Annotated in this window: 20 protein-coding genes and 1 tRNA gene; 8 read left to right on the top strand and 13 right to left on the bottom strand. The window is 62.7% G+C overall.

The features are described 5' to 3' along the window. Window positions 1–90 precede the first annotated feature (90 nt). Entirely contained in the window at window positions 91–1,785 is a 1,695-nt protein-coding gene (locus tag Q1A85_RS14820) for an NAD(P)H-dependent oxidoreductase subunit E (protein WP_299690902.1), read from the top strand. Here the strand turns inward: Q1A85_RS14820 and Q1A85_RS14815 are convergent. Then, window positions 1,782–3,656 (bottom strand): glycosyltransferase family 2 protein, encoded by a 1,875-nt coding sequence (locus tag Q1A85_RS14815; RefSeq protein WP_299690899.1) that lies wholly within the window; start codon window positions 3,654–3,656, stop codon window positions 1,782–1,784. The genes Q1A85_RS14820 and Q1A85_RS14815 overlap by 4 nt on opposite strands. 83 nt (window positions 3,657–3,739) lie before the next feature. Then, window positions 3,740–4,897 carry a glutamine-hydrolyzing carbamoyl-phosphate synthase small subunit gene (gene carA, locus Q1A85_RS14810; protein ID WP_299690896.1) on the bottom strand — a complete coding sequence of 386 codons (1,158 nt, stop codon included), beginning with the start codon at window positions 4,895–4,897 and terminating at the stop codon, window positions 3,740–3,742. A 199-nt stretch (window positions 4,898–5,096) separates the two neighbouring features. Between carA and Q1A85_RS14805 the strand changes: the two genes are divergently transcribed. Continuing rightward, the gene (locus tag Q1A85_RS14805) at window positions 5,097–5,561 is read left to right on the top strand and encodes a GatB/YqeY domain-containing protein (protein WP_299691454.1); all 465 of its coding nucleotides are present in this window, start codon (window positions 5,097–5,099) and stop codon (window positions 5,559–5,561) included. Here Q1A85_RS14805 and Q1A85_RS14800 read toward each other — a convergent pair. The 6 genes from Q1A85_RS14800 to Q1A85_RS14775 form a co-directional block, all read right to left on the bottom strand. Further along, window positions 5,539–6,033: a DUF2244 domain-containing protein gene (locus Q1A85_RS14800; protein WP_299691450.1), complete on the bottom strand. Its 495-nt coding sequence runs from the start codon at window positions 6,031–6,033 to the stop codon at window positions 5,539–5,541. The two genes, Q1A85_RS14805 and Q1A85_RS14800, sit on opposite strands and share 23 nt — an antisense overlap. An 83-nt stretch (window positions 6,034–6,116) precedes the next feature. Next, window positions 6,117–6,722, bottom strand: coding sequence for a peptidoglycan-binding domain-containing protein (locus Q1A85_RS14795; RefSeq protein ID WP_299690893.1), 606 nt, complete (start codon window positions 6,720–6,722; stop codon window positions 6,117–6,119). 826 nt (window positions 6,723–7,548) lie between these two features. Then, the gene (gene ctaD / locus Q1A85_RS14790; RefSeq protein WP_299690890.1) at window positions 7,549–9,222 is read right to left on the bottom strand and encodes a cytochrome c oxidase subunit I; all 1,674 of its coding nucleotides are present in this window, start codon (window positions 9,220–9,222) and stop codon (window positions 7,549–7,551) included. Window positions 9,223–9,384: 162 nt separating this feature from the next. Beyond that, window positions 9,385–10,596 carry a Hint domain-containing protein gene (locus Q1A85_RS14785; RefSeq protein ID WP_299690887.1) on the bottom strand — a complete coding sequence of 404 codons (1,212 nt, stop codon included), beginning with the start codon at window positions 10,594–10,596 and terminating at the stop codon, window positions 9,385–9,387. A 98-nt stretch (window positions 10,597–10,694) separates the two neighbouring features. Beyond that, window positions 10,695–11,357, bottom strand: a complete 663-nt coding sequence (gene lipB, locus Q1A85_RS14780; RefSeq protein WP_299690884.1) for a lipoyl(octanoyl) transferase LipB — start codon at window positions 11,355–11,357, stop codon at window positions 10,695–10,697. 4 nt (window positions 11,358–11,361) lie between these two features. Beyond that, entirely contained in the window at window positions 11,362–12,129 is a 768-nt protein-coding gene (locus Q1A85_RS14775) for a LytTR family DNA-binding domain-containing protein (protein ID WP_299690881.1), read from the bottom strand. 113 nt (window positions 12,130–12,242) lie between these two features. Here Q1A85_RS14775 and Q1A85_RS14770 point away from each other — a divergent pair, with 113 nt between their 5' ends. The 3 genes from Q1A85_RS14770 to Q1A85_RS14760 all read left to right on the top strand — a co-directional run bounded on the left by Q1A85_RS14770 (window position 12,243) and on the right by Q1A85_RS14760 (window position 14,406). Continuing rightward, window positions 12,243–12,728, top strand: coding sequence for a DUF2306 domain-containing protein (locus Q1A85_RS14770; protein ID WP_299690877.1), 486 nt, complete (start codon window positions 12,243–12,245; stop codon window positions 12,726–12,728). Window positions 12,729–12,839: 111 nt separating this feature from the next. Next, entirely contained in the window at window positions 12,840–14,201 is a 1,362-nt protein-coding gene (locus Q1A85_RS14765; protein WP_299690875.1) for a peptidoglycan-binding domain-containing protein, read from the top strand. Between the two features lie 118 nt (window positions 14,202–14,319). Then, window positions 14,320–14,406: transfer RNA gene (locus Q1A85_RS14760), tRNA-Leu, on the top strand. Between the two features lie 35 nt (window positions 14,407–14,441). Here Q1A85_RS14760 and Q1A85_RS14755 read toward each other — a convergent pair. From Q1A85_RS14755 to Q1A85_RS14740, 4 genes are all read right to left on the bottom strand, one after another. Beyond that, entirely contained in the window at window positions 14,442–16,046 is a 1,605-nt protein-coding gene (locus Q1A85_RS14755) for an amidohydrolase family protein (protein ID WP_299690871.1), read from the bottom strand. Between the two features lie 5 nt (window positions 16,047–16,051). Beyond that, a complete protein-coding gene (locus Q1A85_RS14750) occupies window positions 16,052–17,347 on the bottom strand; it encodes a TRAP transporter large permease (protein WP_299690868.1) in 1,296 nt (431 codons plus the stop codon). Further along, on the bottom strand, window positions 17,344–17,880 hold the full coding sequence (locus tag Q1A85_RS14745) for a TRAP transporter small permease (RefSeq protein WP_299690865.1): 537 nt from the start codon (window positions 17,878–17,880) through the stop codon (window positions 17,344–17,346). Before Q1A85_RS14745 ends, Q1A85_RS14750 begins: the two co-directional genes overlap by 4 nt. Before the next feature lie 87 nt (window positions 17,881–17,967). Beyond that, window positions 17,968–18,960, bottom strand: coding sequence for a TRAP transporter substrate-binding protein (locus Q1A85_RS14740; protein ID WP_299690862.1), 993 nt, complete (start codon window positions 18,958–18,960; stop codon window positions 17,968–17,970). Window positions 18,961–19,062: 102 nt separating this feature from the next. On the opposite strand from Q1A85_RS14740, the gene Q1A85_RS14735 reads away from it, so the two are divergent. The 3 genes from Q1A85_RS14735 (at window position 19,063) to Q1A85_RS14725 (ending at window position 22,538) form a co-directional block, all read left to right on the top strand. Beyond that, on the top strand, window positions 19,063–19,965 hold the full coding sequence (locus Q1A85_RS14735) for a LysR family transcriptional regulator (protein ID WP_299690859.1): 903 nt from the start codon (window positions 19,063–19,065) through the stop codon (window positions 19,963–19,965). A 120-nt stretch (window positions 19,966–20,085) separates the two neighbouring features. Continuing rightward, the gene (locus Q1A85_RS14730; RefSeq protein ID WP_366140593.1) at window positions 20,086–21,669 is read left to right on the top strand and encodes an amidohydrolase; all 1,584 of its coding nucleotides are present in this window, start codon (window positions 20,086–20,088) and stop codon (window positions 21,667–21,669) included. Next, on the top strand, window positions 21,666–22,538 hold the full coding sequence (locus Q1A85_RS14725) for a GTP-binding protein (RefSeq protein WP_299690853.1): 873 nt from the start codon (window positions 21,666–21,668) through the stop codon (window positions 22,536–22,538). Before Q1A85_RS14730 ends, Q1A85_RS14725 begins: the two co-directional genes overlap by 4 nt. Here Q1A85_RS14725 and Q1A85_RS14720 read toward each other — a convergent pair whose 3' ends face one another. Continuing rightward, window positions 22,539–26,123: a hydantoinase B/oxoprolinase family protein gene (locus tag Q1A85_RS14720; RefSeq protein ID WP_299690850.1), complete on the bottom strand. Its 3,585-nt coding sequence runs from the start codon at window positions 26,121–26,123 to the stop codon at window positions 22,539–22,541. Window positions 26,124–26,153 lie beyond the last annotated feature (30 nt).

Below are 26,153 nucleotides of genomic sequence, written 5' to 3'. Positions count from 1 at the left end.
GCGCTTTGACGCGCGAGGCGTCGCTTTTGGGCTGATGGGGTGTCAGGCGCGCTGATACTGTCACCCCGAGATAGGGCAGGAGACGCAGCGATGGCGCTGGATCAGGAAACCAAGGGCAAGGGTGTCTGGAAATCGGGACGAGGCAAGGGGCGCGTGCGACCCAAAGGCCGCGCGCTGGAAGATCAGGCCTGGGACGAGGTGCGCGCGTTGCTGGGCGATGCGCCCCGCCGTGCGGATCTGCTGATCGAATTCCTGCACGCGATTCAGGATGCGCATGGCCATCTGAGCGCCGCTCACCTGCGCGCACTGGCCGAAGAGCTGCGACTGAGCATGGCCGAGGTATACGAGGTCGCGACGTTCTACGCCCATTTCGACGTGGTAAAGGAGGGCGAGACACCGCCGCCTGCGCTCACTATCCGTGTGTGCGACTCGCTCAGCTGTGAATTGGCGGGTGCCCAGGCTTTGAAATCAGCGCTCGAAGACGGGCTTGACCCCGCCCAAGTGCGCGTCCTGCGCGCGCCCTGCATGGGCCGGTGTGACACTGCACCGACGCTCGAACTGGGGCACAACCACATCGATTTTGCCACACCCGAAAAGGTGCAGGCGGCCATCGCCGCTGGCGACACGCACGCCCATGTGCCCGACTACGAGACCTATGCCGATTATGCAGCCGCAGGTGGCTATGACGCGCTGCGGGACCTGCGCGACAATGGCAATTGGGAAGACGTGCAGGCGCAGATCAAGGACAGCGGCTTGCGTGGTCTTGGCGGCGCGGGCTTTCCGTCGGGCACGAAATGGGGCTTTGTCCGCGCCAATCCCGGACCACGCTATCTGGCGGTGAACGGGGATGAGGGCGAGCCCGGAACTTTCAAGGATCGCTACTACTTGGAGCGGACACCTCATCTATTTCTTGAGGGGATGTTGATCGCGGCGTGGGCTGTTGAGGCGGATACCGCCTTTATCTACATGCGCGACGAATACCCGGCGGTTCTTGAGATTTTGCGACGTGAAATCAAGGCGCTGGAAGACGCAGGTGTTGTGGACAAAGGCTTTATCGCGCTGCGGCGCGGCGCTGGTGCCTATATCTGCGGCGAAGAAAGCGCGATGATCGAAAGCATCGAAGGAAAGCGCGGTATGCCGCGGCACCGCCCACCTTATGTGGCGCAGGTCGGTATCTTTGGCCGTCCGACGCTGGTGCACAATGTCGAGACGCTGCATTGGGTCGCACGGGTGTGCCGCGAGGGTCCGCACGTGCTCAACAGCACGGAAAAGAACGGGCGTGTGGGTTTGCGCAGCTATTCCGTGTCAGGTCGCGTGGCGCGCCCCGGTGTCTATCTGCTGCCCGCAGGCTCCACCATCACCGACATCATCGCGGCGGCAGGCGGTATGGCGGATGGCCACGTGTTCAAAGCCTACCAACCGGGCGGGCCATCGTCGGGCCTGCTGCCCGCGACACTGCATGATGTGCCCCTCGATTTTGATACGTTGCAGCCGCACGGCACGTTTATCGGTTCCGCCGCAGTCGTCGTGCTGAGCGATCAGGACAAGGCGCGGGACGCAGCGCTCAATATGCTGCGGTTCTTTGAGGATGAAAGCTGCGGCCAGTGTACGCCGTGCCGGGTGGGCTGCGAGAAGGCGGTCAAGTTGATGCAGGCCGAGGCATGGGATCAGGGCCTGCTCGAAGAGGTGTGCACCGCGATGGCCGATGCGTCGATTTGCGGTCTGGGGCAGGCGGCCCCAAATCCGATCCGTTTGGTCATGCGCCACTTTGCCGATGAGGTTTAGGGCGCGGCTGCGCGCCCATGCTGTGTCTTGTCCCAGTAGAACGGGGCGACGATAAGTTCGTAAAGCCCCTTGTAGGCAGCGACCGCGGCCAGCGGAAAGTAGAACGGCATGGTCAGAACCCACGGCACAAGATGTCTGTGTGTGCGGTCCGACACGGCCAGAACGCTGACGACGATGCTGATCAGTTCGGACGTAATAAATAGGGCTGCCAGTGGCCACATCACCCCGGCACCAGCCGTCAGCGTCACGGGGTGGGTCACGCCAAAGACGGGCAGCCAAAAGCTCCAGAGCAGGGGCAGCGTCGCAAATTGCACGACAGTCCCTAGAAACATCGCCTGAATCCCAAGAAACCGCAGAGGCCCGAGGTCGCGAAGCAATTGGCGCGGGCGGCGCATGTGGACGCAATAGGTGATCAGGAACCCTTTGATCCAGCGTGAACGCTGCTTGATCCACGCCCATGGATGGCAGTTCGCCTCCTCCATCGTGACGGTGGGGATCAATTCTGTCACATATCCTGCGCGCGCAAGGCGTATGCCCAGATCGGCGTCCTCGGTGACATTGTGGGCGTCCCAGCCGCCCAGTTCTTCGAGGATGTCACGGCGAAAGAACAGGGTTGTGCCCCCAAGCGGCAGGGCCAGTCCCATCCGGGCGGCCCCCGGCAACACCAACCGCCACCACGCCGCGTATTCGATGGTAAAGCAGCGCGACAGCCAGTTCTGCCGCGCGTTGTAATAGTCGAGAATACCCTGGAGGCAGACCGTCTTTGGACCCGCTTGCGCAAACCGGGCGACGGCCTTTTCCAACTGGTCCGGTTCGGGCGCGTCTTCGGCGTCCCAAATGCCCACGATCTGGCCCTGACAGAAATCCAGCGCGTAGTTCAGCGCGCGGGGTTTGGTTGTAATTGTGCCATCATCGGGCACTTCGATCACGCGCATCCAGTGCGGCAGTTTGGTGCGGGCGATGGTGTCGCGGGTGATGGTATCCTTGGCCTCCAGCACCAGCACAACCTCCAGCAGCGCCTTGGGGTAGGTGAGGCGGGTCAGGCGCTTGATAAGTGCATCGGCAATGTTTTCCTCGTGAAACAGGGGGACCAGCATCGACACTTTGGGCATTCGCGAAAGCGGCACCGGCGCCAGCGGTGCCGTTTGAGACGGCACACCCTTCATCAGTTGCGCCACAAGCGCACCCGCCTTCAAGCCGGTGGTGAGCAGCAGCGACAGAACACTGATGGCAACAAGGATCGTGATCAGCATGGCCGGCATCAGGACAAGGCCCATAATCAGCAGACCCAGCAACAGGACTGTTGTGGACGCGCCCATCGCACTGGCCAGCGTCCATGTGCGCGAGCTGATGTCGCCCGGCAGGCGGGTCAGGGCGCGGTGCGCCAGTTCACCGCCATAAAGGGCCGATATCTGCGCGATAACCTGCGCCCGCTCGGCCACGACGGGCAGGATGCGCGGGGCATCAGGCCCAAGGGAGGCGCGCAGCGCCCGCATACGATCCGGGCGGTCCGTCGCCACCAGCAGCGTTCGCCCAAACCAACGCCACGGCACTGCGCCATAGCGTTGGCACGTCGTGGCGGGCAAGGCATCCGACATTGTTGTAGCGGGTGGATCAATGGACAGGTCCACCTGCTCGGCCCCGTATTGCACGGACAGTGCGGTGAGAACATCGGCAGGGGCCGCATCGCCGGTCGCCACCAAAATCTCGCCCAGCGGTGCATCGATATAATGTTGTAGGTTCAACGCCTTGAGCAACGCACCTTGGTCAATCACACCGGCATCGACCAATTGCCGCCCCACCGGCACGGCTGGACGCCCCGCACGGGCAACAGGCTGGGGTGCGGGCAGGCGCAGAAGGGGGTCGCTCATCGCTGGGATCGCTCCTTTGACCGGAGCGACATTGGCGCGCGCGTGGTTAACGTGCGGTTAACATTGGCAAAGCGCGCGTCGCGTCAGGCGGCGCGGTCCCGCATCGCGGTGGCGAACCGTTCAAAGAGGTAATAGCTGTCTTGCGGGCCGGGGCTTGCTTCGGGGTGATATTGCACCGAATAGACCGGCTTGTCGGCCATGCGGATGCCGCAATTTGACCCGTCGAACAGCGATGTATGCGTCTCGATCACACCGTCCGGCAGGCTTTGCGCGTCCACGGCAAAGCCGTGGTTCATCGAGGTGATTTCGACCTTGCCGGTCTCCAGATCTTTGACCGGGTGATTGGCGCCGTGGTGACCGTGGTTCATCTTGATCGTCTTGGCCCCAAGCGCCAATGCAAGCATCTGGTGGCCGAGGCAGATGCCAAAGACCGGCAGGTCGCGTGCCAGCACGTCCCGGATCATCGGCACGGCATAGACGCCGGTCGCCGCCGGGTCGCCGGGACCGTTGGACAGGAACACCCCATCGGGATTGTGCGCCATGACATCGTCCGCCGTGGCGGTTGCGGGCAAAACAGTGACGTCACAGCCCGCCGACGCGAGACAGCGCAGGATGTTGCGCTTGGCGCCGTAGTCCACAGCAACCACCTTGAATTCCGGGTTGTTCTGCGGCGTGTACCCATCGGGCCAGGCCCACCGCATTTCATTCCAGCGATAGGACTGCGCGCAGGTGACTTCCTTGGCCAGGTCCATCCCTTCAAGCCCGGCAAAGGCGCGGGCTGCCGTGACAAGCGCATCGGCGTCAAAATTGCCGTCAGGATCATGGGCCAGCGCCACATGCGGCGCACCGGCCTGCCGGATCGCGCGGGTGAGACGGCGGGTGTCCACTCCGCCGATGGCAATGCGCCCGCGCGCTGACAGCCAATCCGACAGAGGCTGGGCCGCGCGCCAGTTCGAAGGGGCCGTGGGCATCCATTTGACCACCATCCCGGCGGCCACAGGATCACCGGTTTCGTCGTCTTCGGGGTTCACGCCCACATTGCCCACATGTGGAAAGGTAAAGGTCACCACCTGACCCGCATAGGACGGGTCGGTCATAATTTCCTGATAGCCGGTCATGGCGGTGTTGAAACACAGCTCGGCGGTGGTGATCCCGGTTGCACCGAAACCGGTGCCGTAAAACAGGGTTCCATCGGCAAGGGCGAGGCAGGCGGTCGGGTGGGCGGGTGTGCTGTCGGTCATGGGCAGGCTCGGGCAACTTCCATAAGGGTGCAGAGACGCAAATTGCGCGGAACGTAAAGGGTGGCGCACATGCGGTCAAGGCGTTGGCGGAAATGTTCTTTCAAGTAATATCAATAGCTTACCTAGGATCATCAGCCTTGTCAGGGGCGTGTTTGTGCCCTATCTTCACAAACTCGACATGATGCCATGGGGATGGAACATGACAGATTTGCGGGGCCGCATCACTGCGGCGCTGAAACAGGCGATGAAGGACAAGGATTCTGACCGCCTGTCGACGCTGCGGCTGATCAATGCCGCGATCAAGGACAAGGATATCGACGCACGCGCGGCGGGCCATGACGATGGCGTGGCTGACGGCGAAGTGCTCCAGATTCTTGGCAAAATGGTCAAGCAACGCCGCGAGAGCGCGCGCACCTACGAAGAGGGTGGGCGGCTCGATCTGGCAGAGCGGGAGGAGGCCGAGGTCGTTGTGATCGAAGAGTTCCTGCCGCAAAAGCTGGATGACAAAGCCGCCGCTGCCGCCGTGGACGCCGCCATATCCGAAGTCGGTGCAGACAGCATTCGCGACATGGGCAAGGTGATGGGTGTGCTCAAATCCAAGTATACCGGTCAGATGGATTTCGGCGCGGTTGGCCCGATGGTCAAGGACCGCCTCTGCGGTTGAGCGCACGGTTGAGGTCGTCATATAGCGCGAGGCGTTCGTCCTCACTCAGAAAGGCGCCAATCTCGACCTCACGGCCCTTGCCTTTGAGCGTGATATAGTGGGGCACGGGCCCCTCGTTCTCGTATTTCGTCACTTGCGTCCAGTAGCGGTTACAATCCCATTCCTGCACGGCACCGTTGGCATCAGTTCGGGTCAGCGTCGTATCCTCGGGACCGAGGGTCAGCACCTCGATGATCTGGCGCGCGCGACGGTTGCGGCGCAGCGCATAGTACAGCGCCCACACGGCCCCCAGCACAAAGGGCAGAAGCCCCCACAGCACCACACTGCCCAACAGGGGCAATGTGGGGATCAGGATCATCGTAAAGGTGAACAGAACCACGGCTGCCATCCCGGTCTGGGGCAGCGAGTTGTGCGGCCAGAGTTGTAGCTCTTGCACATGTGCGTCCGGTTCTGTGGTCCAGCGATAGGGCATGGTCAAAGTATATTCCGTGCAGCCCGCATGTCGAAGGACAGGGTGTCGCGGGGCGGCGATTTGCACCGCCCCAACGGCTCCGGTCACAGGTCGATATAGGCGCCGGATGGTGCGGGTGTCAGGCTGCGTTGTTGCGCGCCGCCAGCGGCCAGATCTTCGCGGTAGAGCTTCAGCAGGCCGCGCGTGCCGTCGGGCAGGGTCGCGATGTCCTGCAATGTGCGGCTGCCGCCTGCTTCGGCGCGCAGATAGGACGTTGTCAGCAAGTGTTGCTGGAACGTGGTCAGCGTGCCTGTGCCGTCATAGCCCATATAGCGCTGGTAATCCGCGATTGCGCCCCGTGTCTTGCGGCCCACCTGACCGTCCACGGGACCCGCGTCAAAGCCAAAATAGTTGAGTGACGACTGAATTTCGCGCCCTTCGGGCGTGGCGGGGATGGAAGGGCGATAGGTCTTTTTCGCGGGCGCACGGTAGGTGCGCGGTTGGGCTGCATAGGTGCGCGGTGTCACCGCGCGCTGGCGGGCGGCCTGACGCTCTTTGTTCTTGCGCACTTCCTTGTTGATGATCGCCCCGGCGACGCCGCCAAGTACCGCGCCCGCGATGAAGTCCTTGCTATCGGCTGTGGCGCGGGTGGTGGGCACAAGGACAAGCGAGGTCGCGAGTGCGACGGAAATCAGTGTTTTGGACAGCATGACATGCTCCTTTTTGTCTGTCGTCCTGCGGGCGGCGGGTGCGGCGTTCGGGCAGCGCGATCCGCGGGCAGCAGTGGGACATGCATATGAGGCTGCCAGACGGCTGTGGAAAGGGTCGTGCGGATGCCCGGTCAGTGTGCGCGGTGATCTGCGCTTTTTGACGGCGGGCATGGGCAATGAACGGCCAAATGGCGCGGTTGATATTGCATAACAGCCGCAGCCTTTGCCTGAGTTTCTGTGTTTGGCGCCTGCGGCGAAGCGGCAGCGCATAGGCGGGCAGCGCGATGAGCACCCGAATGCACATCGTCACCACTGTAACGCCAATCCGGGTCGACAGGACGACCTGTGCCATGACATCAGGACGCGTCGTGTAACTGCGCAGGGTTACCGTCAGCACAAAGTTCAGAGCGATAGGCGGCCCGAACAACGCGCCAAACAGGCCCACATGCACAGACCTTTTGCACGGTGATCCAAGGCACGCGGGTCACGCGTGGGGCCACCCAACGCAGCACACGCAGAGCCAAGGCGACGCACATGGCCGGGGCGATCCGGCCGAAATGTATCACGACCCAATTCGTGACGTGGTCGCCCGTTTCTGTCGTGGCAGACAGACTGATGGTGCGCCGCGTCACAGGGAATGCAGCACAGTCCCACCGCACGGCAGCAACGCCGCCGCAAAACCCAACAGGTGATGCAGCCGCCCGGCCCATTCCAGCGGAGCACGCTATGCGATGACAAAGAGCAGGGTGTGACGTGACACGCACCCTCCCTCAACGAAAAAGGGCCCCGGCGGTCTGCCGAGGCCCAGATTTTGCAGCGGTCCACATTAGTGTGACGGCTGTTTGTCCCAGTCTTCCTGCTTGGGCAGGATTTCGAACGTGTGCTCTGGTGGCGGGCTGGGCAGGGTCCATTCCAGCGTGTCCGCATACTCGTTCCATGGGTTGTTCTCGGTGACTTTGGCGCCCCGGTAGAGGGCGTAGATGACCACTCCGAAGAAGAACAGGAACGACGCAAAGCTAAGGAACGCGCCAATCGACGACCACCAATTCCAGAGCGCGAATTGCTCGGGATAGTCGATGTAGCGACGCGGCATCCCCTGACGACCCAAGAAGTGCTGGGGGAAGAAGGTCAGGTTTGCCCCGATGAACATGGTCCAGAAGTGAACCTTGCCCATCCATTCAGGGATCATGCGACCGGTCATCTTTGGGAAGTAGAAGTAGACCCCGGCAAAGATACAGAACACCGCACCCAGGCTCATCACATAGTGGAAGTGCGCCACGACGTAGTATGTGTCGTGGTAGTAGCGGTCCACGGCGGCTTGGCTCAGCACGATGCCGGTCACGCCACCCACGGTGAACAGGAACAGGAAGCCGAAGGCCCACAGCATGGGTGTTTTCAGCTCAACCGAGCCGCCCCACATGGTCGCGATCCAGCTAAAGATCTTGACCCCTGTGGGCACCGCAATAACCATCGTGGCCAGCATGAAATAGGCTTGCTGGTTCAGCGACATGCCGACCGTGTACATGTGGTGCGCCCACACGACAAAGCCCAGAGCGCCAATCGCAATGATCGCCCAGACCATCGGCAGGTAGCCAAAGACGGGCTTGCGGCTGAACGTGGCGATCACGTGGCTGATGATGCCAAAGCCGGGCAGGATGATGATGTACACCTCTGGGTGGCCAAAGAACCACAGGATGTGCTGATACAGCACAGGGTCGCCGCCGCCTGCGGGGTCAAAAAAGGCAAAGCCAAAGTTGCGGTCCATCAGCAGCATGGTGATCGCGCCCGCCAGCACTGGCAGGGACAGCAGGATCAGCCACGATGTAACAAAGATCGACCACGAGAACAGAGGCACTTTGAAGAGCGTCATGCCCGGCGCACGCATGTTCAAGAAGGTGGTGATCATGTTGATCGCGCCCAGAATTGACGAGGCGCCCGACACGTGGACCGCGAAAATTGCGAGGTCCATAGACATACCTTGTTCGTTGGTCGACAGCGGCGGGTACAGAACCCAACCCACGCCGGACCCGGCCTGACCGTTGCCACCCGGTGCCAGCACCGAACAGATGGCAAGCGTCGTGCCCGCAACGTATAGCCAGAAGGACAGGTTGTTCATCCGCGGGAACGCCATATCCGGCGCGCCGATCTGCAACGGCATGAAATAGTTGCCAAATCCGCCAAACAGGGCGGGGATCACCACAAAGAACATCATAAGAATGCCGTGACCGGTGATCAGAACATTCCAAAGGTGTCCGTTGGGCGTACATTCCCCGGCGGCTGCGGCTGTCAGACGGGCGCCTTCCATACACATGTACTGGACACCGGGGTCCATCAGCTCGAGCCGCATGTAGACGGTGAAAGCGACAGAGACAAAGCCCACGAGGGCCGAAACGATCAGGTAAAGGATCCCGATATCTTTGTGGTTGGTCGACATGAACCAGCGGGTGAAAAAGCCGCGCTCGTCTTCATGCTCGTGCCCGTGAATGGCTGCGTCTGCCATGCGGTGCCTCCTGGCTGTTGATTTTCAACGCACGCGGGGTTCCCGACCGCGCACGGATTCTGTGTCGGTTCTAGTGACTTGGGGGGAGCGCTTCAATCAAAGATACGGCTCAGAGGCGGGATGAATTGTCGCGCACGGGGTCAATGATGGCAGGTCTTTGCACTATCGTGCCGCGCGTGCTCCGGATTGACGGTCGGGCATGGCGATATAGGTCGCGCGGCCCGTGTCAGGGCGCGATTTCGCGCTGCGTGGCGCATCCAGCAGCACGGCAGCTTCGAATCCGCGCAGAATGCGTCTGGCGGATGTAGCGTGGCGGGTGTGGGACCGCATGAGGTTGTTCTCAGTCTGCCATTTCGCGTCCGGCGCGCCTTCGTCCGCATCCGTGCCTGTGTTCAGGAATGTCTCGCTCCAGAACCCGTCGGCCAGAACCATCTCGTGTTCGGCAAACATCAGATGGTAGTAGGTGACGCCACCGCGGGGAAGTTCGGGGCGGGCAAAGCCGGCCAGTTCCAAGTGGCGCGCGCGCAGCAGCACTTCGCTGCATTCGAACAGCGCCTCGGCCATGGCCGACTGGAACAACAGGCAATGTGCGGGGGACAGCAGGGTACTGCCGGTGACATCAAAGGGTGCGCCATCCACGCGCAGCGGGCGCAAGGCCGGGTCGCGCAGCAGAGCCGCGGGCGGGATGGTTTGCGCACAGATGCCCACCAACCTCTGCATTCCGTTGTCATAGGTGGGAACACCGTCCCCGGGGGCCAGCGTTTCCACGGGTCGTTCCCCGTGCCGCGTCAGGATCATCGTCCCGGCGGTAAAACAGGCGATACCGGGCGTGCCGGGCGTGGGCGTGGTCTCGATCAGGTTGCCATTGGCATCACGGGCAAAGGCGGTGCCGTTTGGCGCGTTACTGTTCAGGCTTTCGCCGGATCCCACCTGCGTTGTGCCGGGAAACCCCGTCGGCAGCGTTGGCACCCGCGGCGGCTGACCATAGGACAGCACGATGTATTGGCCCGTGTTGGTGTCGACCAGAAAGATCGAGTCGAACTTCTGTCCTTCGCCATCGGGGATGAAGTTGCCGTTCTCCGCGATGCCCGCGTCGTAAAACCCGCCGGAATCGCCACCCGCATAGTTGCCGACCACCGTCGCAGCCTCGCCTGGGTTGAGCACGTCATTTACATCAAACGCAAACAGCGCTCCGTTCTTTTCAGACCACAGCTCGTAGCCATCCAGCGATACAGGTGCGCCCGAAGCATTGCCAAGCTCGATATACTCGTCGGCCTTGTTCGTGTTGCCGTCGCCGTCCACGTCAACGGCCGATCCACCCGCATTGTCGGCCAGAATCTCGCTGATGAAGATGCCGTTCAGAAAATCTGCCATGTGTACTGCTCGTTATGGTTAACGATCAGCTAATCAGATGATGTGGCCAAATTCGGTTCAGGGTTTGGCATTGATGCGGCTTTGGCCGGGTTCTGGATTTAAGTGTCTGGAAACACTTGCAGAAATGTCTTTCTCAGCGCGACATCCACGTCATCCATGGTAACGGGTAGGCCAAGATCCACAAGGCTGGTCACCCCATGTTCGGCAATGCCGCAGGGGACGATGCCATCGAAATGGCCCAAGTCAGGTTCGACATTGATACTCAGCCCATGAAAGCTGACCCATTTGCGCAGGCGAATGCCGATGGCGGCGATCTTGTCCTCGGCCGGGGTGCCGTCAGGCAATGGCGGCTTGTCAGGACGCGCGACCCAGACCCCGACGCGTCCTTGGCGGATTTCGCCGCGCAGGTTGAACTCGGCCAAGGTCGCGATCACCCACGCCTCAAGATTTTGGACAAAAGCGCGCACATCGCGCCCGCGCTTGCCCACGTCCAGCATCGTGTAGGCCACCCGCTGTCCGGGACCGTGATAGGTGTATTGCCCGCCGCGCCGGGTGTTGTGCACGGGAAAGCGGTCGGCATCGGTCAGGTCGGCTGGCTTTGCCGATGTCCCTGCCGTGTAAAGCGGGGGATGTTCCACCAGCCAGATGCATTCGCGCGCCGTTCCGGCGGCAATGGCCGTAGCGCGTGCTTCCATCCATGCCTCTGCGGTGCGGTAGTCTGTGAGGCCCGGCGTGGTGATCCATTCTGGCGTTTTGGTCATGGGGTCAGTCGGGCAGCAGCCCATGCTCCTTGAGGCGCGGCAGGTTGGATCGGCTGACGGGCAGGGTGCGCCCGTCGCTCAGCCGCACGGTAGCCTTGCCGGAGCCGCGCGCGACAGATGCCACATGATCCCGCGCAATCCAATGCGACCGGTGGATGCGCAGGCCGATGGTCGGCTGCGTTTCGGCGATGGCATCGGCGAGGCGGATCAGGACCAGTTCGGTGCCCTTGGTGGTCGTCACCTCAACATAGTGGTCCACTGCGCTGAGCGACAGAAGCGGTCCGCGTTTTGCAACCGGAAGACGGGACAACAGGGCAGGGTGTTCAGGGACCGTCGGTGTGCCAGCATTTGCAAAGGCGTATTCGAGGATTATTGTCACCACACAGGCCGTGCCCAGCGTGCTAACGGCAAAGCGAATAGCCGCCCCACCGGTCAGCCACCCTGTCCCAAAGAGCGCGGTATTCACTGCGGCGACGATGCACATCACGACCAACCCGACGGCAAGTCCTGTCAGCGAAAGCCGCAAGAAACGCGAGGCCGATGGCAATGCGCGCCGCAGCGTGCCCACGGTCAGCGCGCCCGCGCAATAGGTCAGGATAACCACGCTTATCCAGTACAGAACCAGCGGCACCGGGCGCAGCACGTCTGCCGTGCCGAACGCGCCCGCAAAGGCCAGCACAAGGCCCACGCCGCCCAACGCCACCCATAGAACGGGGCGCTGAAAATCGCGGCGCATTTCACGCATCGCGAGTTGCAGGGGGCTGTTGTTCACGCGGTTTCCTTGTCGTTTGACGCAGTACGTGTTGCGGGCGCGGCACCCGCCACTCTTGTTCGTGCCAGAGACGCAGCGTGCAGGCAAGCGTCACACGGAAAGGAGACCTGACCATGACATTTGACCCGCTTTTGAGCGCCCCCCCGATTGTGCAGACCCATGTGGCGCTGGCGCTGACCGCGCTTGTGCTGGGGCCGCTGGTGCTGTGGCGGCCCCGCCGGGACAGGCTGCACAAGACGCTGGGATATGTGTGGGTCAGCGCGCTGGCGGGCGCGGCTCTGGTGTCGTTCGGGATCACCAGCCCGTTCACGTCCTTTGGGCTCAGCCCGATCCACTTGCTGTCTGTCTATGCGCTCTATGGCATTTACGTTGCCATGCGGGCGATCTGGCGGCGCGATATCGCGCTGCACCGGCACGTGATGCAAAACCTTTACGTGCGCGGTGTCGTGCTGGCCGGGGCCTTTAACTTTCTGCCGGGGCGCACCACGCAGCATATCGTGATCCCGAATATGCCGGAACTGGGATACGGGATTATTGCGGTGGTGTTGGTCTGGGCCTTTTGGCCGCTGTCCCGGCGCGCGCCGCGAATCCGGGCGTGAACGGATGTTTTTCCTGGCGAACGCGCAGGTTTGACGGTCGGGTATGGAATTTGTGACTTCGCGAATCCCCTTTGTTTTGTATGATCTTCCCCATAACCCGGAGGGAATTTCATGATTTCGAAGACGATTACCGCCTCAGCCGTTGCACTGTCTCTGGCCGTTATTCCGGCCACCAAGGTCGCAGCGGACGCTGGTGACTTTGTGGCAGGCGCCATTATCGGTGGCATTGTGGGCCACGCAGCGACAAAGCAAAACCAGCGCAAGCGTGCCACCACCCGCACCTACACCAAAAAGACATACAAGCCGCGCATTCCTTCGACCCAAGAGGGACGTAACATTCAGGCGTCGCTCAACTATTTCGGCTTCAACGCCGGGGGCGTGGACGGCCAGTTGGGCCGCCAGTCGCGCGCAGCGATTTCGAACTATCAGGCCTATATGGGCTACCCGGCGACGGGCCAGCTGACCCCGTTCGAACAGAACCTGCTGATCACCTCCTACAACCGCGCGCAGGCGGGTGGCTACACGGTCAACCAGCAGATCGCGCAAAACCCCGAAGGCACGCGCGGCCTGCTCAAGGTCTACCGTCAGGAAATGGCCGGTGGCACAGCCGTGGCACAGCCGGGTGCGACAATCGTCGTGGCCCCGCAACCCGTTGCACCCGTGGGTACGACAACCACGACAACGGTTGTGGCGACACCGACGGCCCCGGCTGCGGCGGCACCGGCGGCACCCACGACGACAACCGCGTCCGCAGCGCTGCCCAATTTCCTCGGGCAGGGGGGCACGCAGTCTCTGGCGTCCCATTGCAATACCGTGTCGCTGCTGACCAACACCAATGGCGGCTTTACCACCGCGGCGTCGATGACCGACCCCAACGTGGCGCTGAACGAACAGTTCTGTCTGGCCCGGACCTACGCCATCGCCAAATCCGAAGACATGATCGCCAAAGTGCAGGGCTTTACCTCTGACCAGATCGCGGCGCAGTGCCAACAGTTCGGCCCCGCGATGCAACAGCATGTGGCCGCTCTGGCGCTGAAAACCCAACCCGAAGTCGTCAGCGACGTGGCCGGGTTCATCCTGACCACGGGCATGTCGCCTGCACAGCTGAAAGGGACGGCACAGATTTGCATGGGCGTCGGCTACCGCACGGACGACATGGACGTCGCACTTGGTTCGGCACTGATGCTCTTTGCCATGGGCGACCACGTATATGGTGAGCTGATGGGCCACCACTTGGCGCAGGGCTTTGGCACCTCGCAGCGGGTGGACGTTGCCCGCGTCTGGTATGCCCAAGGGCTCAAAGCCGTGGATGCCGGCGCACCGGCCGTGTTCGCACCCGGTCAGCCCGAGCGGGTGGAGTTGCTGCGCAAAGCGTCCCTGACGCTGGGCACAAATTCCAGCGCCGTGGCCACGCAGCCGCAGGTGCAACCAGCCTCGGCTCTGCCCAGCTTTGGCCTCGTGATCAGCGATTGATCCGACGCACAATCGGACATCCCGAACCGGGGCCTGTCACGGCCCCGGTTTTTCTTTGGTTTTGAGGCTTGGCATTGCAGATGTTCGACGCTAAAGACCACGGACCAAGTCAAGGTCTGCGGCCGTGGCGGAATTGGTAGACGCGCAGCGTTGAGGTCGCTGTGAGGTAACACTCGTGCGAGTTCGAGTCTCGCCGGCCGCACCATATCTTTCCCGAATGCCCTGCTCTGACGTGTCGCGTTATCCGGCGGATTGAAACTCGCGCAGCACGACGCCGTTGTTCATTTCTGTCCGCTTGCCATTGCGCATCGACATCGCGCCGTTGACCAGAACGTGGGCAATGCCGGACGCATAGCGGCGCGGGTGGCGGGCTGTGGCATTGCTGGTGATCGCCGCAGGGTCGAACACGCAAATATCCGCGTGATACCCCTTTTGCAGCTTGCCGCGACCTTTCAGGCCCAGACGCTCTGCCGGGATCGAGGTGATCTTGGCCAGTGCTTGCGACAGGCTTAGAACCCGACGGTCGCGGACATAGTGTTGCAGGAACCGCGCGGCCCAGCCGTACCCGCTCAATGATCCGATGTGATCGCTCAGGATGCCGTCATTGGCGATGGCCACCGTGTCCGAGATCACCGCGCATTCGGGCTGTTCTAGGCACAGGTCGATGTCGGAATTCAGAAAGCTCTTGGACGACCACATCGTGGCCATCAGGTTTTCGCCTTCCTCCAGCAAGATATCGAGCACGGCGTCATAGGGATCAACGCCGCGCATCCGCCCGATCTCTTGGAAATTGGCACCGACGAGATCTTTGTTCTCGGTCGCGTTCAGCAGAATGATATCCTTCCACTGCCGCGCCTTGACGATCAGCCACATGGGCTTGGGGTTGGCCTTGATCCGGTCGCGCAATTCTGGGTTCGCCAACCGTTTCAATACATCGTCGATCCCCCCGGCCTGCGCCCATTTCGGCAGGATCGCGGCCATCAACGTGTGGTTCCAGTCATGCGGGATCACGTCAAAGGCGATGTCGCCATCATGGTTGCGCGCCACGTCGATCATTTCGAGCGTATGTTCCATCGCGTGCACGGGCGCGCCGAATTTCGGTTGGATGTGACTGATCTGGAGGCGCGCGCCCGCCTGACGCGCCGTGCTCATCGCTTCGGTAAAGCCAAGGTCATACTCGGTGTCGCGGTTGCGCACATGCGTCGCATAAAGCCGCCCGTATTTGGCCGCGACCTCGACCATGGGCACCAGATGATCGGGGGCGGCGAGGATGCCGGGGAAATACTCCAAGCCGGACGAAAATCCGCCCGCACCTTCCTCCATGCACTGATCGACGAACTTGGCCATCTTGGCCACGTCGTCCGGCTCGCCTGCGTGCAACTCGTCGCCCAGAACCGCACGGTGGATGGTGCCGTGCCCGACAAAGGCCACGACGTTGACACCCAGCCCGGTGTCGTCCAGCACATCCAGATATTCGCCGAACCCCAGCCATTTGCGGTGCTTGGCCCGTTCGGTGAACCACGGGGACACCTGCCGGATCGCGGCGTGTGAACAGACCGGCGCGCAGGAGATGCCGCATTGGCCGATCACTTCGGTTGTGACCCCCTGATGCACCTGGCTTTCGGCGCGGCCATCGGCGATCAGGGTGAAATCCGAATGGGTGTGCATGTCGACAAAGCCGGGCGACACGGCGAGGCCGGATACGTCAATCACTTCGCCGTCGCTGTCTGGTTTGATCTCGCCCACATGGGCGATCATGCCGTCCTTGATGCCCACATCCGTGACCTGCGCGGCACAGCCTGTGCCATCATGCACCTCACCACCCTTCAGGATCAGGTCGAACATGGGCGTCACCTCACGGATGCGGGCCCGTAGACCCAATTGGGCAGGAACAGTGTCAGGTCCGGGAACAGGATCAGGATGATCATCCCCAGAATATAGGCCCCGATAAAGGGCAGCACCGCGACCGAGATACGTTCCAGCGAAATCTTCGAGATGCGCGATGCAATCGTCAGGTTCGCGCCCAGAGGCGGCGTCAGAAAGCCGATCTCGCAGGTGATCACGGTAAAGATGCCGAACAGCACCGGGTCGATCCCCAGCGACGTGACCAGCGGCAGGAACACGGCTGTGAACAGAACGATCTGCGCGAGGCTTTCCATGAACGTGCCGATGAAGATGTAGAAAATCCCGATCAGCAGCAGGACAAGGAACGGGCTGGTGGTGATGGCGGTGATGCCGGATTGCACGGCTGCGGGCACATCGTAAAAGGCGGTCAACTGACCAAAGGCCAGCGTCGGCGTCAGCAGGATCAGGATGCCGGTCAACAGGGCGGTGAACCGCAGCGCCTCCAGGACCTTGCGCAGGGTCAGTTCGCGGTAGATGAACAGGCCCACAAAAAGCGCGTAGAACACCGCAACGCCCGCCGCCTCGGTCGGGGTAAAGACCCCGCCGTAAATGCCGCCAAGGATCAGGACAGGCGCGCCGATCGACCATTTACCCTCCCACGCGGCGGTCAGGAACGGACCCCATGTGAACGGATCGCCGCCCCCGCCGTAGCCGCGCCGCCGCGCGATGATGTAGGTGGTCATCATCAGCAGGGTGGTGACGACAAAGCCGGGGATGATCCCCGCGAGAAACAGCCGCGGGATCGAGGTTTCGGAGACCAGCCCGTAGATGATCATCAGGTTCGAGGGCGGGATCAGGCTGCCCAGAGCGCCGGCACTTGCGGTGATTGCGGCGGCAAAGGGGACGTCATAGCCGTCCTTTTTCATTGCAGGCACCGTGGCCGACCCGATGGCCGCCGTCGTGGCGGGCCCGGAGCCTGAGAGTGCCCCGAACAGCATACAGGCAAAGACTGTGACCAGCCCCATGGACCCGCGATAGGCCCCCACCAGCTTGGTCGCGATGCCGATCATCCGGTTGGCCATACCACCCGTCTCCATCAGCCGTCCGGCCAGCACGAAAAGCGGGATGGTGAGCAGGGGAAAGGGGGTGAGGCTGTTATAGCCGGTCTGCGCCAGCAGGGTAAACGGGATGTCGATCAGGAACAGCGCCAGCGCGGTGGTCAGGCCCACAGCAGCAAACAGCGGCACGCCGATCAGCGTCAGAAAGACAAAGCAGATCGACAGGATCAGAAGCTCATTCAAAACAGATGCTCCTCATCCGGGGCCGCGTCGCCATCCTCGACCAGCATCCCCGGCAACCCTTCGGCCCCGTTGCGATACCAGATCACATAGGTCTGGATCAGCCGGGCCAGCATCAGCCCGTAGCCGATGACCAGAATGGTCTGCGGATAAAACTCGTTGATCCCGAGGCTGGGACTGCGCGACGGGAATTTCCACAGCACGCCGAGGTAATCCCAACTGACCCGGATCATCAAAACGCAGAACCCCGCCCAAGCGAGATCAGCGAGAAAAATCGCGATCCGTCCCATCCCCGTGGGCAGCGATTGGACCGCGACGAGGATGCGGATGTGGAACCGCTCGCGCACGCATAGCGACGCGCCCATGTAGACGGCCCAGACCATGCAGATGGCAGCGGTTTCTTCGGTCCAGCGCAGCGCCACTTCGAACACGTAGCGGGCCAGCACCTGCGAAAACACGGCAACGGCGATGATCACGAGGGCGGTGCAACACAGTGCTTCCTCGAAATGCCGTTCGAGCCATCGTAGCACGGCCATGGTTGTCCCCCTCGGGTGCGCTGTCGGGATCGGGTGGTCGGGCCGGGGCCAGCAAAACGGCCCCGGCAGTTGCTCGGATGCGCAGGCTTACTCGGCTGCGGCGTTGATCATGTTAACGAGGTCCACAAACTCCTGCCCGCGTTCTTCGGCCACGGCTTGCTGCACGGTCTGTGCGGCCGCGATAAAGTCGGCGCGGTCAGGGTCCGTGCGGGTCATCCCACCTTCGGCGACCAGCCATTGGCGCACTTCTTCGGTCTCTGTGCGGACCTCTTCGCTGAACTTGTTGCCCGCATCGACGGCGGCGCGCATGATCTGCTCGCGCTGTTCATCGCTGAGCCGGTCCATAAAGCTGGAGGAGGCAAAGAGCGGCGCCATCGACACGAAATGTTCGAGGATGACGAGGTTTGGCATGAACTCATAAAAGCTCATGTCGCGGATAAAGGACGTGCCATTGTCGCCGCCGTCCACGGTGCCTGTTTGCAGCGCGGTGGGCGTTTCCGACCATGCCAGCGGCACGGGGTTTGCGCCAAATGCCTCGAACGTGGCCAGCATCACCGCGTTGTTCGGTGTGCGGATTTTGAGGCCGTCCATGTCGGCCATCGTGTTCACCGGACGGACCGAGTTGTAGAAGTCTCGATAAAGCGCCGGACCAAAGCTCAGAAGATGCACACCGGTGTCGGCCAGCAGTTGCGAGCGGATGAAATCGCCCACTTCGCCATCCACAACCCGTGCGAGGTGGTCGGTGTTCTGGAAGATATAGGGCAGCACGGTCACATCCATCAGCGGCCAGTGCGGCGACACGTTGTTGGCTGTGATGAAAAAGCCGTCGACCGTGCCCAGCTGCATGGCGCGGAACCCTTCGTCCTCGGTCGCGATTTGGTTGCAGCAGCGCAGACGCACATCGACGGACCCGCCGGTGTACTCTTCGGCCATCTCTTCGAAAATCGCGCCGAACCGACCATAAAGCGAATCCTCAGGCGCGCCAAAACCCACATTCATTGTGATGTCCTGCGCCGAAACGGCTGTGGTGGCTGTCGCCAGTGCCAGTGCTGCCACGGCAGTCTTTATCTGAAATCCCATGTTGTCTCTCCTTGTTGTCCATCTGTTTTTTCTTTCAGCTTTGCATGGGGAATCGGATCGGCATAATATCAAATGTAACAATTTTGATACCGAAACGGCATCATGCGCACCGATCTTCGCCTTGTCCGCTACTTTGTCGCCACCGCCGAAGACCTGCATTTTCGCCGGGCTGCGGACAGGCTTGGCATTGCCCAGCCCGCACTGAGCCGCGCCATTCAGGCGCTGGAGACGGAACTGGGCGTGGCGCTGTTCATCCGGTCCAACAGGAACGTCCAGATTACGCCCGCAGGGCGCGCATTCCTTGGGCGGGCCTATGAGATTCTCAGCCTGATGGAGCGCGCCACCGAAGAGGTGCGCAGCGCCCATGACGGGCGGATTGGCTCTTTGCGCATCGGGTACACGGATTTCGCGATTGCCGGTCCCTTGCCGACGCTGCTCAAGGATTTTCAGGAGCGCCAGCCGCAAATCACGCTCAAGCCGCAACACGGCGTGACGCTGACCCAGATGCACCGGCTGGCCGAGGGCAAGCTGGACATCGGGTTTGTCACCGGCCCGGTCAGCAAGGACGGCTATGACCAGCACCCGGTGCAATCGGAACGTTTTGTCTGTGTCTGCGCGGACAGCCATCCCTTTGCTGAACGCGATGCCATTTGTCTGGCCGATCTGGCGGACGAGGATTTCGTGCACGGGAATTCCACTGACTGGCAGCATTTTTATGACTACCTGATCCCCCTGTGCCGCCGCGCGGGCTTTGTCCCGCGCATCGTGCAGGAGGCGTTCAACACCGCAGGTATCCTTGGTCTTGTGTCCTGCGGCATGGGGGTGACCGTTCTGACCGAAGACGTGTGCAGCGCGCTGGCACCGGGCCTTGTGGTTGTCCCGATTGAGGATGTGACCGAACGGCTGATCACATCGGCGATCTGGCGGCGCGATCACGTGGTGGGACCCACCCGGCATTTCGTCGACTACTTGCAGGCGCTGCCCGCGCCGCAGCACCCAACCTAAGCACGGTCCGCGGCCAAAACGAGTTGTCTTTGTCGCTATCTGCTGTAGGCCTAGAGGTGTACTACAGCGGGGGTCTGCATGTCTGACATTACGGTTTTTCAAGCAAAAACAATCGTTACCATGGACCCAACGGTGCCCGAGGCGACGCATGTTGCAGTGCGGGACGGGCGTATTCTGGCCTTGGGGGATGCCACATGCGCCGACCCGTGGGGTGCGGTTGTGCACGACACCTCGCTGGCGGACGCCGTGCTGATGCCCGGTTTTGTCGAAGGTCACGCGCATATGATGGCGGGTGCCATCTGGGACTATGCCTATACCGGCTATCACGACCGGATCGACCCAGAGGGCCGCATGTGGACGGGGCTGTCGACCTTGGGCGATGTCGTCGCGCGCCTGCGCAAGATCGAGGCCGAACTGCCACCGGATGCGCCTTTGATCGGCTGGGGCTTTGACCCGATCTTTCTGCCGGACGACCGGCTCGGCCGGGCGCATCTGGATCAGGTATCAGCCACACGCCCCATCGCGATCCTGTTTTCCAACTTTCACCTGATGTGCGTGAACTCTGCGGCGCTGGCACTTGCGGGATACGATGCCAACACAGACGTCAAAGGTGTGGTCAAAGGCCCGGATGGCACCCCAACGGGCGAATTGCAGGAAATGGCGGCGATGTTCCCGATCATGCGGCGTCTGGGTATAGATTTTCGGGCCTTGTCCCAGCGTGCCAGCGCGATCCGGTCCTATGCGCAGGTGGCGCAGCGGGCCGGGGTCACGACGGTCACGGACCTCTTTTCGCAACTGGAGGACGAAGACCTCGACGTGATGTTGACGGTGACAGGGGATGACGCGTTTGCCTTGCGCATCGTACCTGCATTGGGGGCAAGCGGCGATCCGTCCGCCCTTGCGGCCCGCGCGCTGTCGCTCAAGGGTCGGTCCACCGACAAGGTGCGGCTGGGCGCGGTCAAGCTGATGACGGATGGGTCGATCCAAGGGTGGACCGCGCGGGTGCGCTGGCCGGGCTATGTGGGGGGGCAGCCCAATGGCATCTGGAACATGGCCCCCGACCAGATCCGCACCACCTGCGCCGCCCTGCACGCGGCGGGCGTACAGATGCATATCCACGTCAATGGCGACGAGGCGTCCGAGGTCGTGATCGACGCGCTGGCCGAGGCTATGCGCGCCGCCCCGTGGCCGGATCACGGCCATGTGCTGCAACATGGGCAGATGATGGATGCGGCACAATTCCGGCGCTGCGCCGGTTTGGGCATTCGTGTGAACCTCTTTGCCAACCACCTGTGGTATTTCGGGGACCAGCACGCCGCACTGACCATAGGCAACGACCGCGCTCAGCGGATGGACGCCGTGCGCTCTGCGCTCGACGCCGGGCTGACGGTGGCGATCCACTCGGACGCGCCGGTCACGCCCATGGGCCCGCTCTTTACCGCGTGGTGCGCGGTCAACCGCCGGACCATGTCGGGCCAAGTGCTGGGCTCTGCGCAGCGCATCACCGTACCCGAGGCGCTGCACGCAATCACGCTGGGTGCCGCGCAGACCCTGAAGCTGGATCACGAGGTCGGCTCGGTCTCGGTGGGCAAGCGCGCGGATTTTGCCGTGCTTGGTGCCGATCCGCGTGCGGTTGATCCTGAGGCGCTCCGGGATGTGACGGTTCTGGGCACTGTGTTTGGCGGCAGGGTGACGTTGCTGTGACACCGCTGCCGATGACGGTCATCTCCGGCTATCTGGGCGCGGGGAAAACCACGCTGATCAACCGGTTGCTGGCGGCGGATCACGGGCTAAAGCTGATGGTGCTGGTCAATGATTTTGGCGCGATCAACATCGACGCGCGGCTGCTTGCGTCGCGGGACGAGGACACGATTGCGCTGACAAACGGATGCGTATGCTGCACGATGGGTGCGGACCTGTTCATGGCGCTGGGCGACGCGCTCGACCGCCGACCGCGTCCGGACCACCTGATCGTCGAGGCAAGCGGCGTGTCCGACCCTGCGCGCATCGCCAACGCGGCCCTCGCAGAACCCGAGATGCGCTACGGAGGGATCGTCACGGTCGTGGACGGCCTCGCCTTTGACGGTTTGCAAGCCGACCCGCTGATTGGCCCGCAACTGGTGGATCAGGTGGCCAAGGCCGACGTCATTGCGGTCAGCAAGATACCAGAGGAGGCGGCGCTGCCGCGGCTTGCCACGGATGCAGCGACACTGCGTTCGAACGACGTTGACACGCTGGCCCGGCTTTTGTTGTTGCAACCGGTTGCAACGGCCACGCCAGCCTCCGGCGCACCGCACCCAACGCACACCGCTTGGTCGTGTTCCGACGTGACGGGCGTGGACGTGGCAACGCTGCGCGCCGCTCTTGCCGCGCGGCCCGCCGGGCTGTTCCGGCTCAAGGGGCGTGTCATTGATCGCAGCGGTGCCGCGTGGGACGTGCAGGTGGTGGGCCAACAGATCGAGGTGACGCCTGCTCAGGCCGACTGCGCGCCCGCGCTCGTTGGTATTGGCCTGTCCGACCGCCTTAGTCTGACCGACGTGGACGCGTGGTGGGCCAGCCTATCGGCGGGCTGATCACGGCACCCGCCCAAACCCGCCGCCGCCCGGCGTGTGCATCACAAACACATCGTCCGGCTGCATCGACGTGACATCATTGCCTTGCAACACCTCATGGGTCCCACCCGCCCGGATCACCCGGTTTTCTCCGGGTTCTCCGGATGCGCCACCGGACGCCCCATGCGGTGGCACCGTGCGGTGCGACGACAGGGTGGTGACCGTCATCGGTTCCAGAAAGCGCAGCGCGCGGGTGATCCCATCACCGCCCCGGTAGCGCCCCGCACCGCCAGACCCGCGCCGGATGGAAAACGCCTCGACCCGCACCGGAAAGCGCGTCTCGAGCACCTCCGGGTCGGTCATGCGGGTGTTGGTCATGTGGCTGTGCACGGCGCTGGCCCCGTCGAACCCGTCGCCCGCTCCGGTGCCGCCGCAGATCGTCTCGTAATTCTGCAAACGGTCGTTGCCGTAGACAAAGTTGTTCATTGTGCCCTGCGATCCGGCGATCACGCCCAACGCGCCATAGAGCGTATCTGCAATCGCTTGGCTGACCTCGGTGTTGCCCGAGATCACGGCGGCGGGGTAGGCGGGATTGATCATGCTGCCTTCGGGCGCGATGATCTCAAGCGGCCTGAGGCATCCTTCGTTCATCGGGATGTCCGCGCCGATCAGCGTGCGAAAGACATACAGCACCGTCGCCCGGCAAATCGACAGGGGCGCATTGTAGTTGAACCAGTCCTGCGCCGACGTGCCGGTGAAGTCGATCACCGCACTCCGCGCCGCGCGGTTCACACGTATGGCCACCTTGATCTTTGCGCCGCTGTCGAGCGGGTAGACAAACTGGCTGTCGGAGAGGACGTTCAACACACGGCGCACGTTTTCTTCGGCGTTGTCCTGCACGTGGCGCATATAGGCGGACACCACATCGACGCCGAAATTACGCACCGCCTTCATCAGTTCTGCCGCCCCTGTCGCGTTGGCGGCGATCTGGGCCGACAGGTCGGCGATGTTGTCGTCGATGTTGCGGCAGGGATAGGGGCCGGAGGCCAGAAGTGCGCGGGTGTCCGCCTCGCGGAAGGTGCCCGCGCTGACCAGTTGGAAGTTCGAGAACAGCACGCCTTCCTCGTCGATATGGGTGCTGTCAGGCGGGGCAGAGCCGGGGGTCTTGCCCCCCACATCCGCGTGGTGCCCGCGCGAAGCGGTGACAAAGAGGATGTCGCGCCCGGTCGCATCAAAGACGGGTGTGACCACGGTGATATCGGGCAGGTGCGTGCCGCCGTGGAATGGATCGTTCAGCATGAACACGTCGCCGGGGCGCATCCGGCCTGCATTGTCGCGCAGGATGGTGCGCACGCTGTCGCTCATGGAGCCGAGGTGGACGGGCACGTGCGGCGCGTTTGCCACCAGATCACCCGCCGCGTCAAAGATCGCGCAGGAGAAGTCGTATCGTTCCTTGATGTTCACCGAATAGGCAGTGTTGGCGAGGGTCGCGCCCATCTGGTCGGCGATGGACATGAACAGGTTGTTGAAGACTTCGAGCATGATGGGATCGACACTGGTGCCAATCGCCTCGGCCCGTTGCAACGGCGTCGTGCGGCGCAGGACCAGCGCCCCGTCCTCCAGTTTCGAGGCGGTCCAACCGTCCTCGACCACATTGGTGCCGGTTGGGTCGACGATGATCGCCGGGCCGGGCACGTCCCCGGCCATGCCGTCACGCTGGTAAAGCGGGACGCTGCGGAGGACGCCGTCGCTGACCATCTGAACCGGAACAGGGTCTTGGGCGGTGCCGGTGTCGCTCAGGCTGGCCGCTTCGCCTGTGGAGCCGATGGCTTCGACAGTCAGGAGGTCGATGACGAGGTTCTGCACGTCGGGTGCGAAGCCAAAGCAGGTCTCATGCGCTTGGGTGAACGCCGCCACCATCTCGTCATGGGGGCCAAAGGCCACGGGAAAGGTCTGTTGCCCACCGCGCGTGCGTACATGGACGGTTTGCAGCATGGTGACAGCGTCCCGCCCGATGCCCTGTCCGGTCACCTCCGACATTGCGTCATCGCTGAGGCGGCGCAGGGTTTCGCCCGCATTGTCGAGATCGGCAAGCGTGCCTTCGAATTGGAACTCGCGCAGGGCGCGCACATCCGCCAATCCCATGCCAAAGGCCGACAACACGCCCGCAAAGGGATGGATCAGAATGCTTTGCATCCCCAGCACATCGGCGGCCTTGCACGCGTGCTGCCCGCCCGCGCCGCCAAAGCAGTTGAGCGTATAGCGGGTGACGTCATAGCCGCGCTGCACGCTGATCTTCTTGATCGCATTGGCCATGTTCTCGACCGCGATGCGCAAGAAGCCTTCGGCCAGTTCCTCGACGCTGAGGGGCGCTTCGCCGGTTTCGCGGGCAATGTCCTGGGCGAGGATCGCAAATTTTTGACGGGGTGTGTCGGCATCGAGGGGCTGGTTGCCGTCGGGGCCAAAGACGGCCGGAAACTGGTCCGGTTGCAGCTTGCCCAGCACCACGTTGCAATCGGTGACCGCGAGCGGGCCGCCGCGGCGGTAGCAGGCGGGACCAGGGTCGGCGCCGGCACTTTCGGGGCCGACCTGCATCCGGCCTTGCCGGAAGCTCAGGATCGACCCACCGCCCGCCGCCACCGTATGGATAGACATCATCGGCGCGCGCATCCGCACGCCCGCAACTTCGGTCTCAAACGACCGCTCATAGCTGCCCGCATAGTGGCACACATCGGTGGACGTACCCCCCATGTCGAACCCGATCAGCTTGTCGAACCCGGCGGCGTGCGCCGTGCGCACCATGCCGACGACACCGCCCGCCGGACCGGACAGGATCGCGTCCTTGCCCTGAAACAGGCTTGCATCGGTCAGACCGCCATTGGACTGCATGAACATCAGCGATTTGCATCCGCCCGATCCGGCCCCGAGCGCGTCGCGCACCTGATCGACATAGCGGCGCAGGATGGGCGACAGGTTGGCGTCAACCACCGTGGTGTCACCGCGGCCCACCAGCTTGATCAGCGGGCTGACCTCATGGCTGAGCGAGACCTGGGTGAACCCGATTTCGCGCGCGATCTCGCCCGCCCGCTGTTCGTGGCGCTGAAATCGGTAGGCGTGCATGAGTGCAATGGCAACAGCGCGGAACCCGGCGTCATAGGCCGTTTGCAGATCGCGGCGCAGTTGCGCCTCGTTCAGAGGGGTGATCACGGCTCCGTCTGCGGCCACCCGTTCGCGCACCTCATAGGCAGCGTCATACAGCAATTCGGGCAACGCGATGTTCAGATCAAACAGCTTGGGCCGGTTCTGGTAGCCAATCCGCAGCAGATCCTTGAGCCCTTGGGTGATAAAGAGGACGGTGGCGTCGCCCTTGCGCTCCAGCAGTGCATTGGTGGCGACCGTGGTGCCCATCTTGACCGCATCAATCGTGCCGTTGGGGATGGCGTCGTCGGGGCGCAGGCCCAGCAACTCGCGGATGCCCTGCACGGCGGCGTCGCGGTAGCGTTCGGGATTCTCGGACAAGAGCTTGTGCGTCACAAGCGTCCCGTCCGGGCGTCGGCCCACGATGTCGGTAAAGGTGCCCCCACGGTCGACCCAGAATTGCCACATGAGACAAAGCTCCCTTGTTTGCCGGGCAGG

This window comes from uncultured Tateyamaria sp. (genome assembly GCF_947503385.1).
In the GTDB taxonomy this organism is placed as follows: domain Bacteria; phylum Pseudomonadota; class Alphaproteobacteria; order Rhodobacterales; family Rhodobacteraceae; genus Tateyamaria.
Note: the sequence above shows the minus strand (reverse complement) of the source record. Positions and strands in the feature narration are given on the sequence as shown.

Coding starts and splice junctions, on each gene's coding strand:
- Q1A85_RS14820 (WP_299690902.1), top strand. CDS start 91: ATGGCGCTGGATCAGGAAACCAAGGGCAAGGGTGTCTGGAAATCGGGA.
- Q1A85_RS14815 (WP_299690899.1), bottom strand. CDS start 3,656: ATGAGCGACCCCCTTCTGCGCCTGCCCGCACCCCAGCCTGTTGCCCGT.
- carA (WP_299690896.1), bottom strand. CDS start 4,897: ATGACCGACAGCACACCCGCCCACCCGACCGCCTGCCTCGCCCTTGCC.
- Q1A85_RS14805 (WP_299691454.1), top strand. CDS start 5,097: ATGACAGATTTGCGGGGCCGCATCACTGCGGCGCTGAAACAGGCGATG.
- Q1A85_RS14800 (WP_299691450.1), bottom strand. CDS start 6,033: ATGCCCTATCGCTGGACCACAGAACCGGACGCACATGTGCAAGAGCTA.
- Q1A85_RS14795 (WP_299690893.1), bottom strand. CDS start 6,722: ATGCTGTCCAAAACACTGATTTCCGTCGCACTCGCGACCTCGCTTGTC.
- ctaD (WP_299690890.1), bottom strand. CDS start 9,222: ATGGCAGACGCAGCCATTCACGGGCACGAGCATGAAGACGAGCGCGGC.
- Q1A85_RS14785 (WP_299690887.1), bottom strand. CDS start 10,596: ATGGCAGATTTTCTGAACGGCATCTTCATCAGCGAGATTCTGGCCGAC.
- lipB (WP_299690884.1), bottom strand. CDS start 11,357: ATGACCAAAACGCCAGAATGGATCACCACGCCGGGCCTCACAGACTAC.
- Q1A85_RS14770 (WP_299690877.1), top strand. CDS start 12,243: ATGACATTTGACCCGCTTTTGAGCGCCCCCCCGATTGTGCAGACCCAT.
- Q1A85_RS14765 (WP_299690875.1), top strand. CDS start 12,840: ATGATTTCGAAGACGATTACCGCCTCAGCCGTTGCACTGTCTCTGGCC.
- Q1A85_RS14755 (WP_299690871.1), bottom strand. CDS start 16,046: ATGTTCGACCTGATCCTGAAGGGTGGTGAGGTGCATGATGGCACAGGC.
- Q1A85_RS14745 (WP_299690865.1), bottom strand. CDS start 17,880: ATGGCCGTGCTACGATGGCTCGAACGGCATTTCGAGGAAGCACTGTGT.
- Q1A85_RS14740 (WP_299690862.1), bottom strand. CDS start 18,960: ATGGGATTTCAGATAAAGACTGCCGTGGCAGCACTGGCACTGGCGACA.
- Q1A85_RS14735 (WP_299690859.1), top strand. CDS start 19,063: ATGCGCACCGATCTTCGCCTTGTCCGCTACTTTGTCGCCACCGCCGAA.
- Q1A85_RS14730 (WP_366140593.1), top strand. CDS start 20,086: ATGGACCCAACGGTGCCCGAGGCGACGCATGTTGCAGTGCGGGACGGG.
- Q1A85_RS14720 (WP_299690850.1), bottom strand. CDS start 26,123: ATGTGGCAATTCTGGGTCGACCGTGGGGGCACCTTTACCGACATCGTG.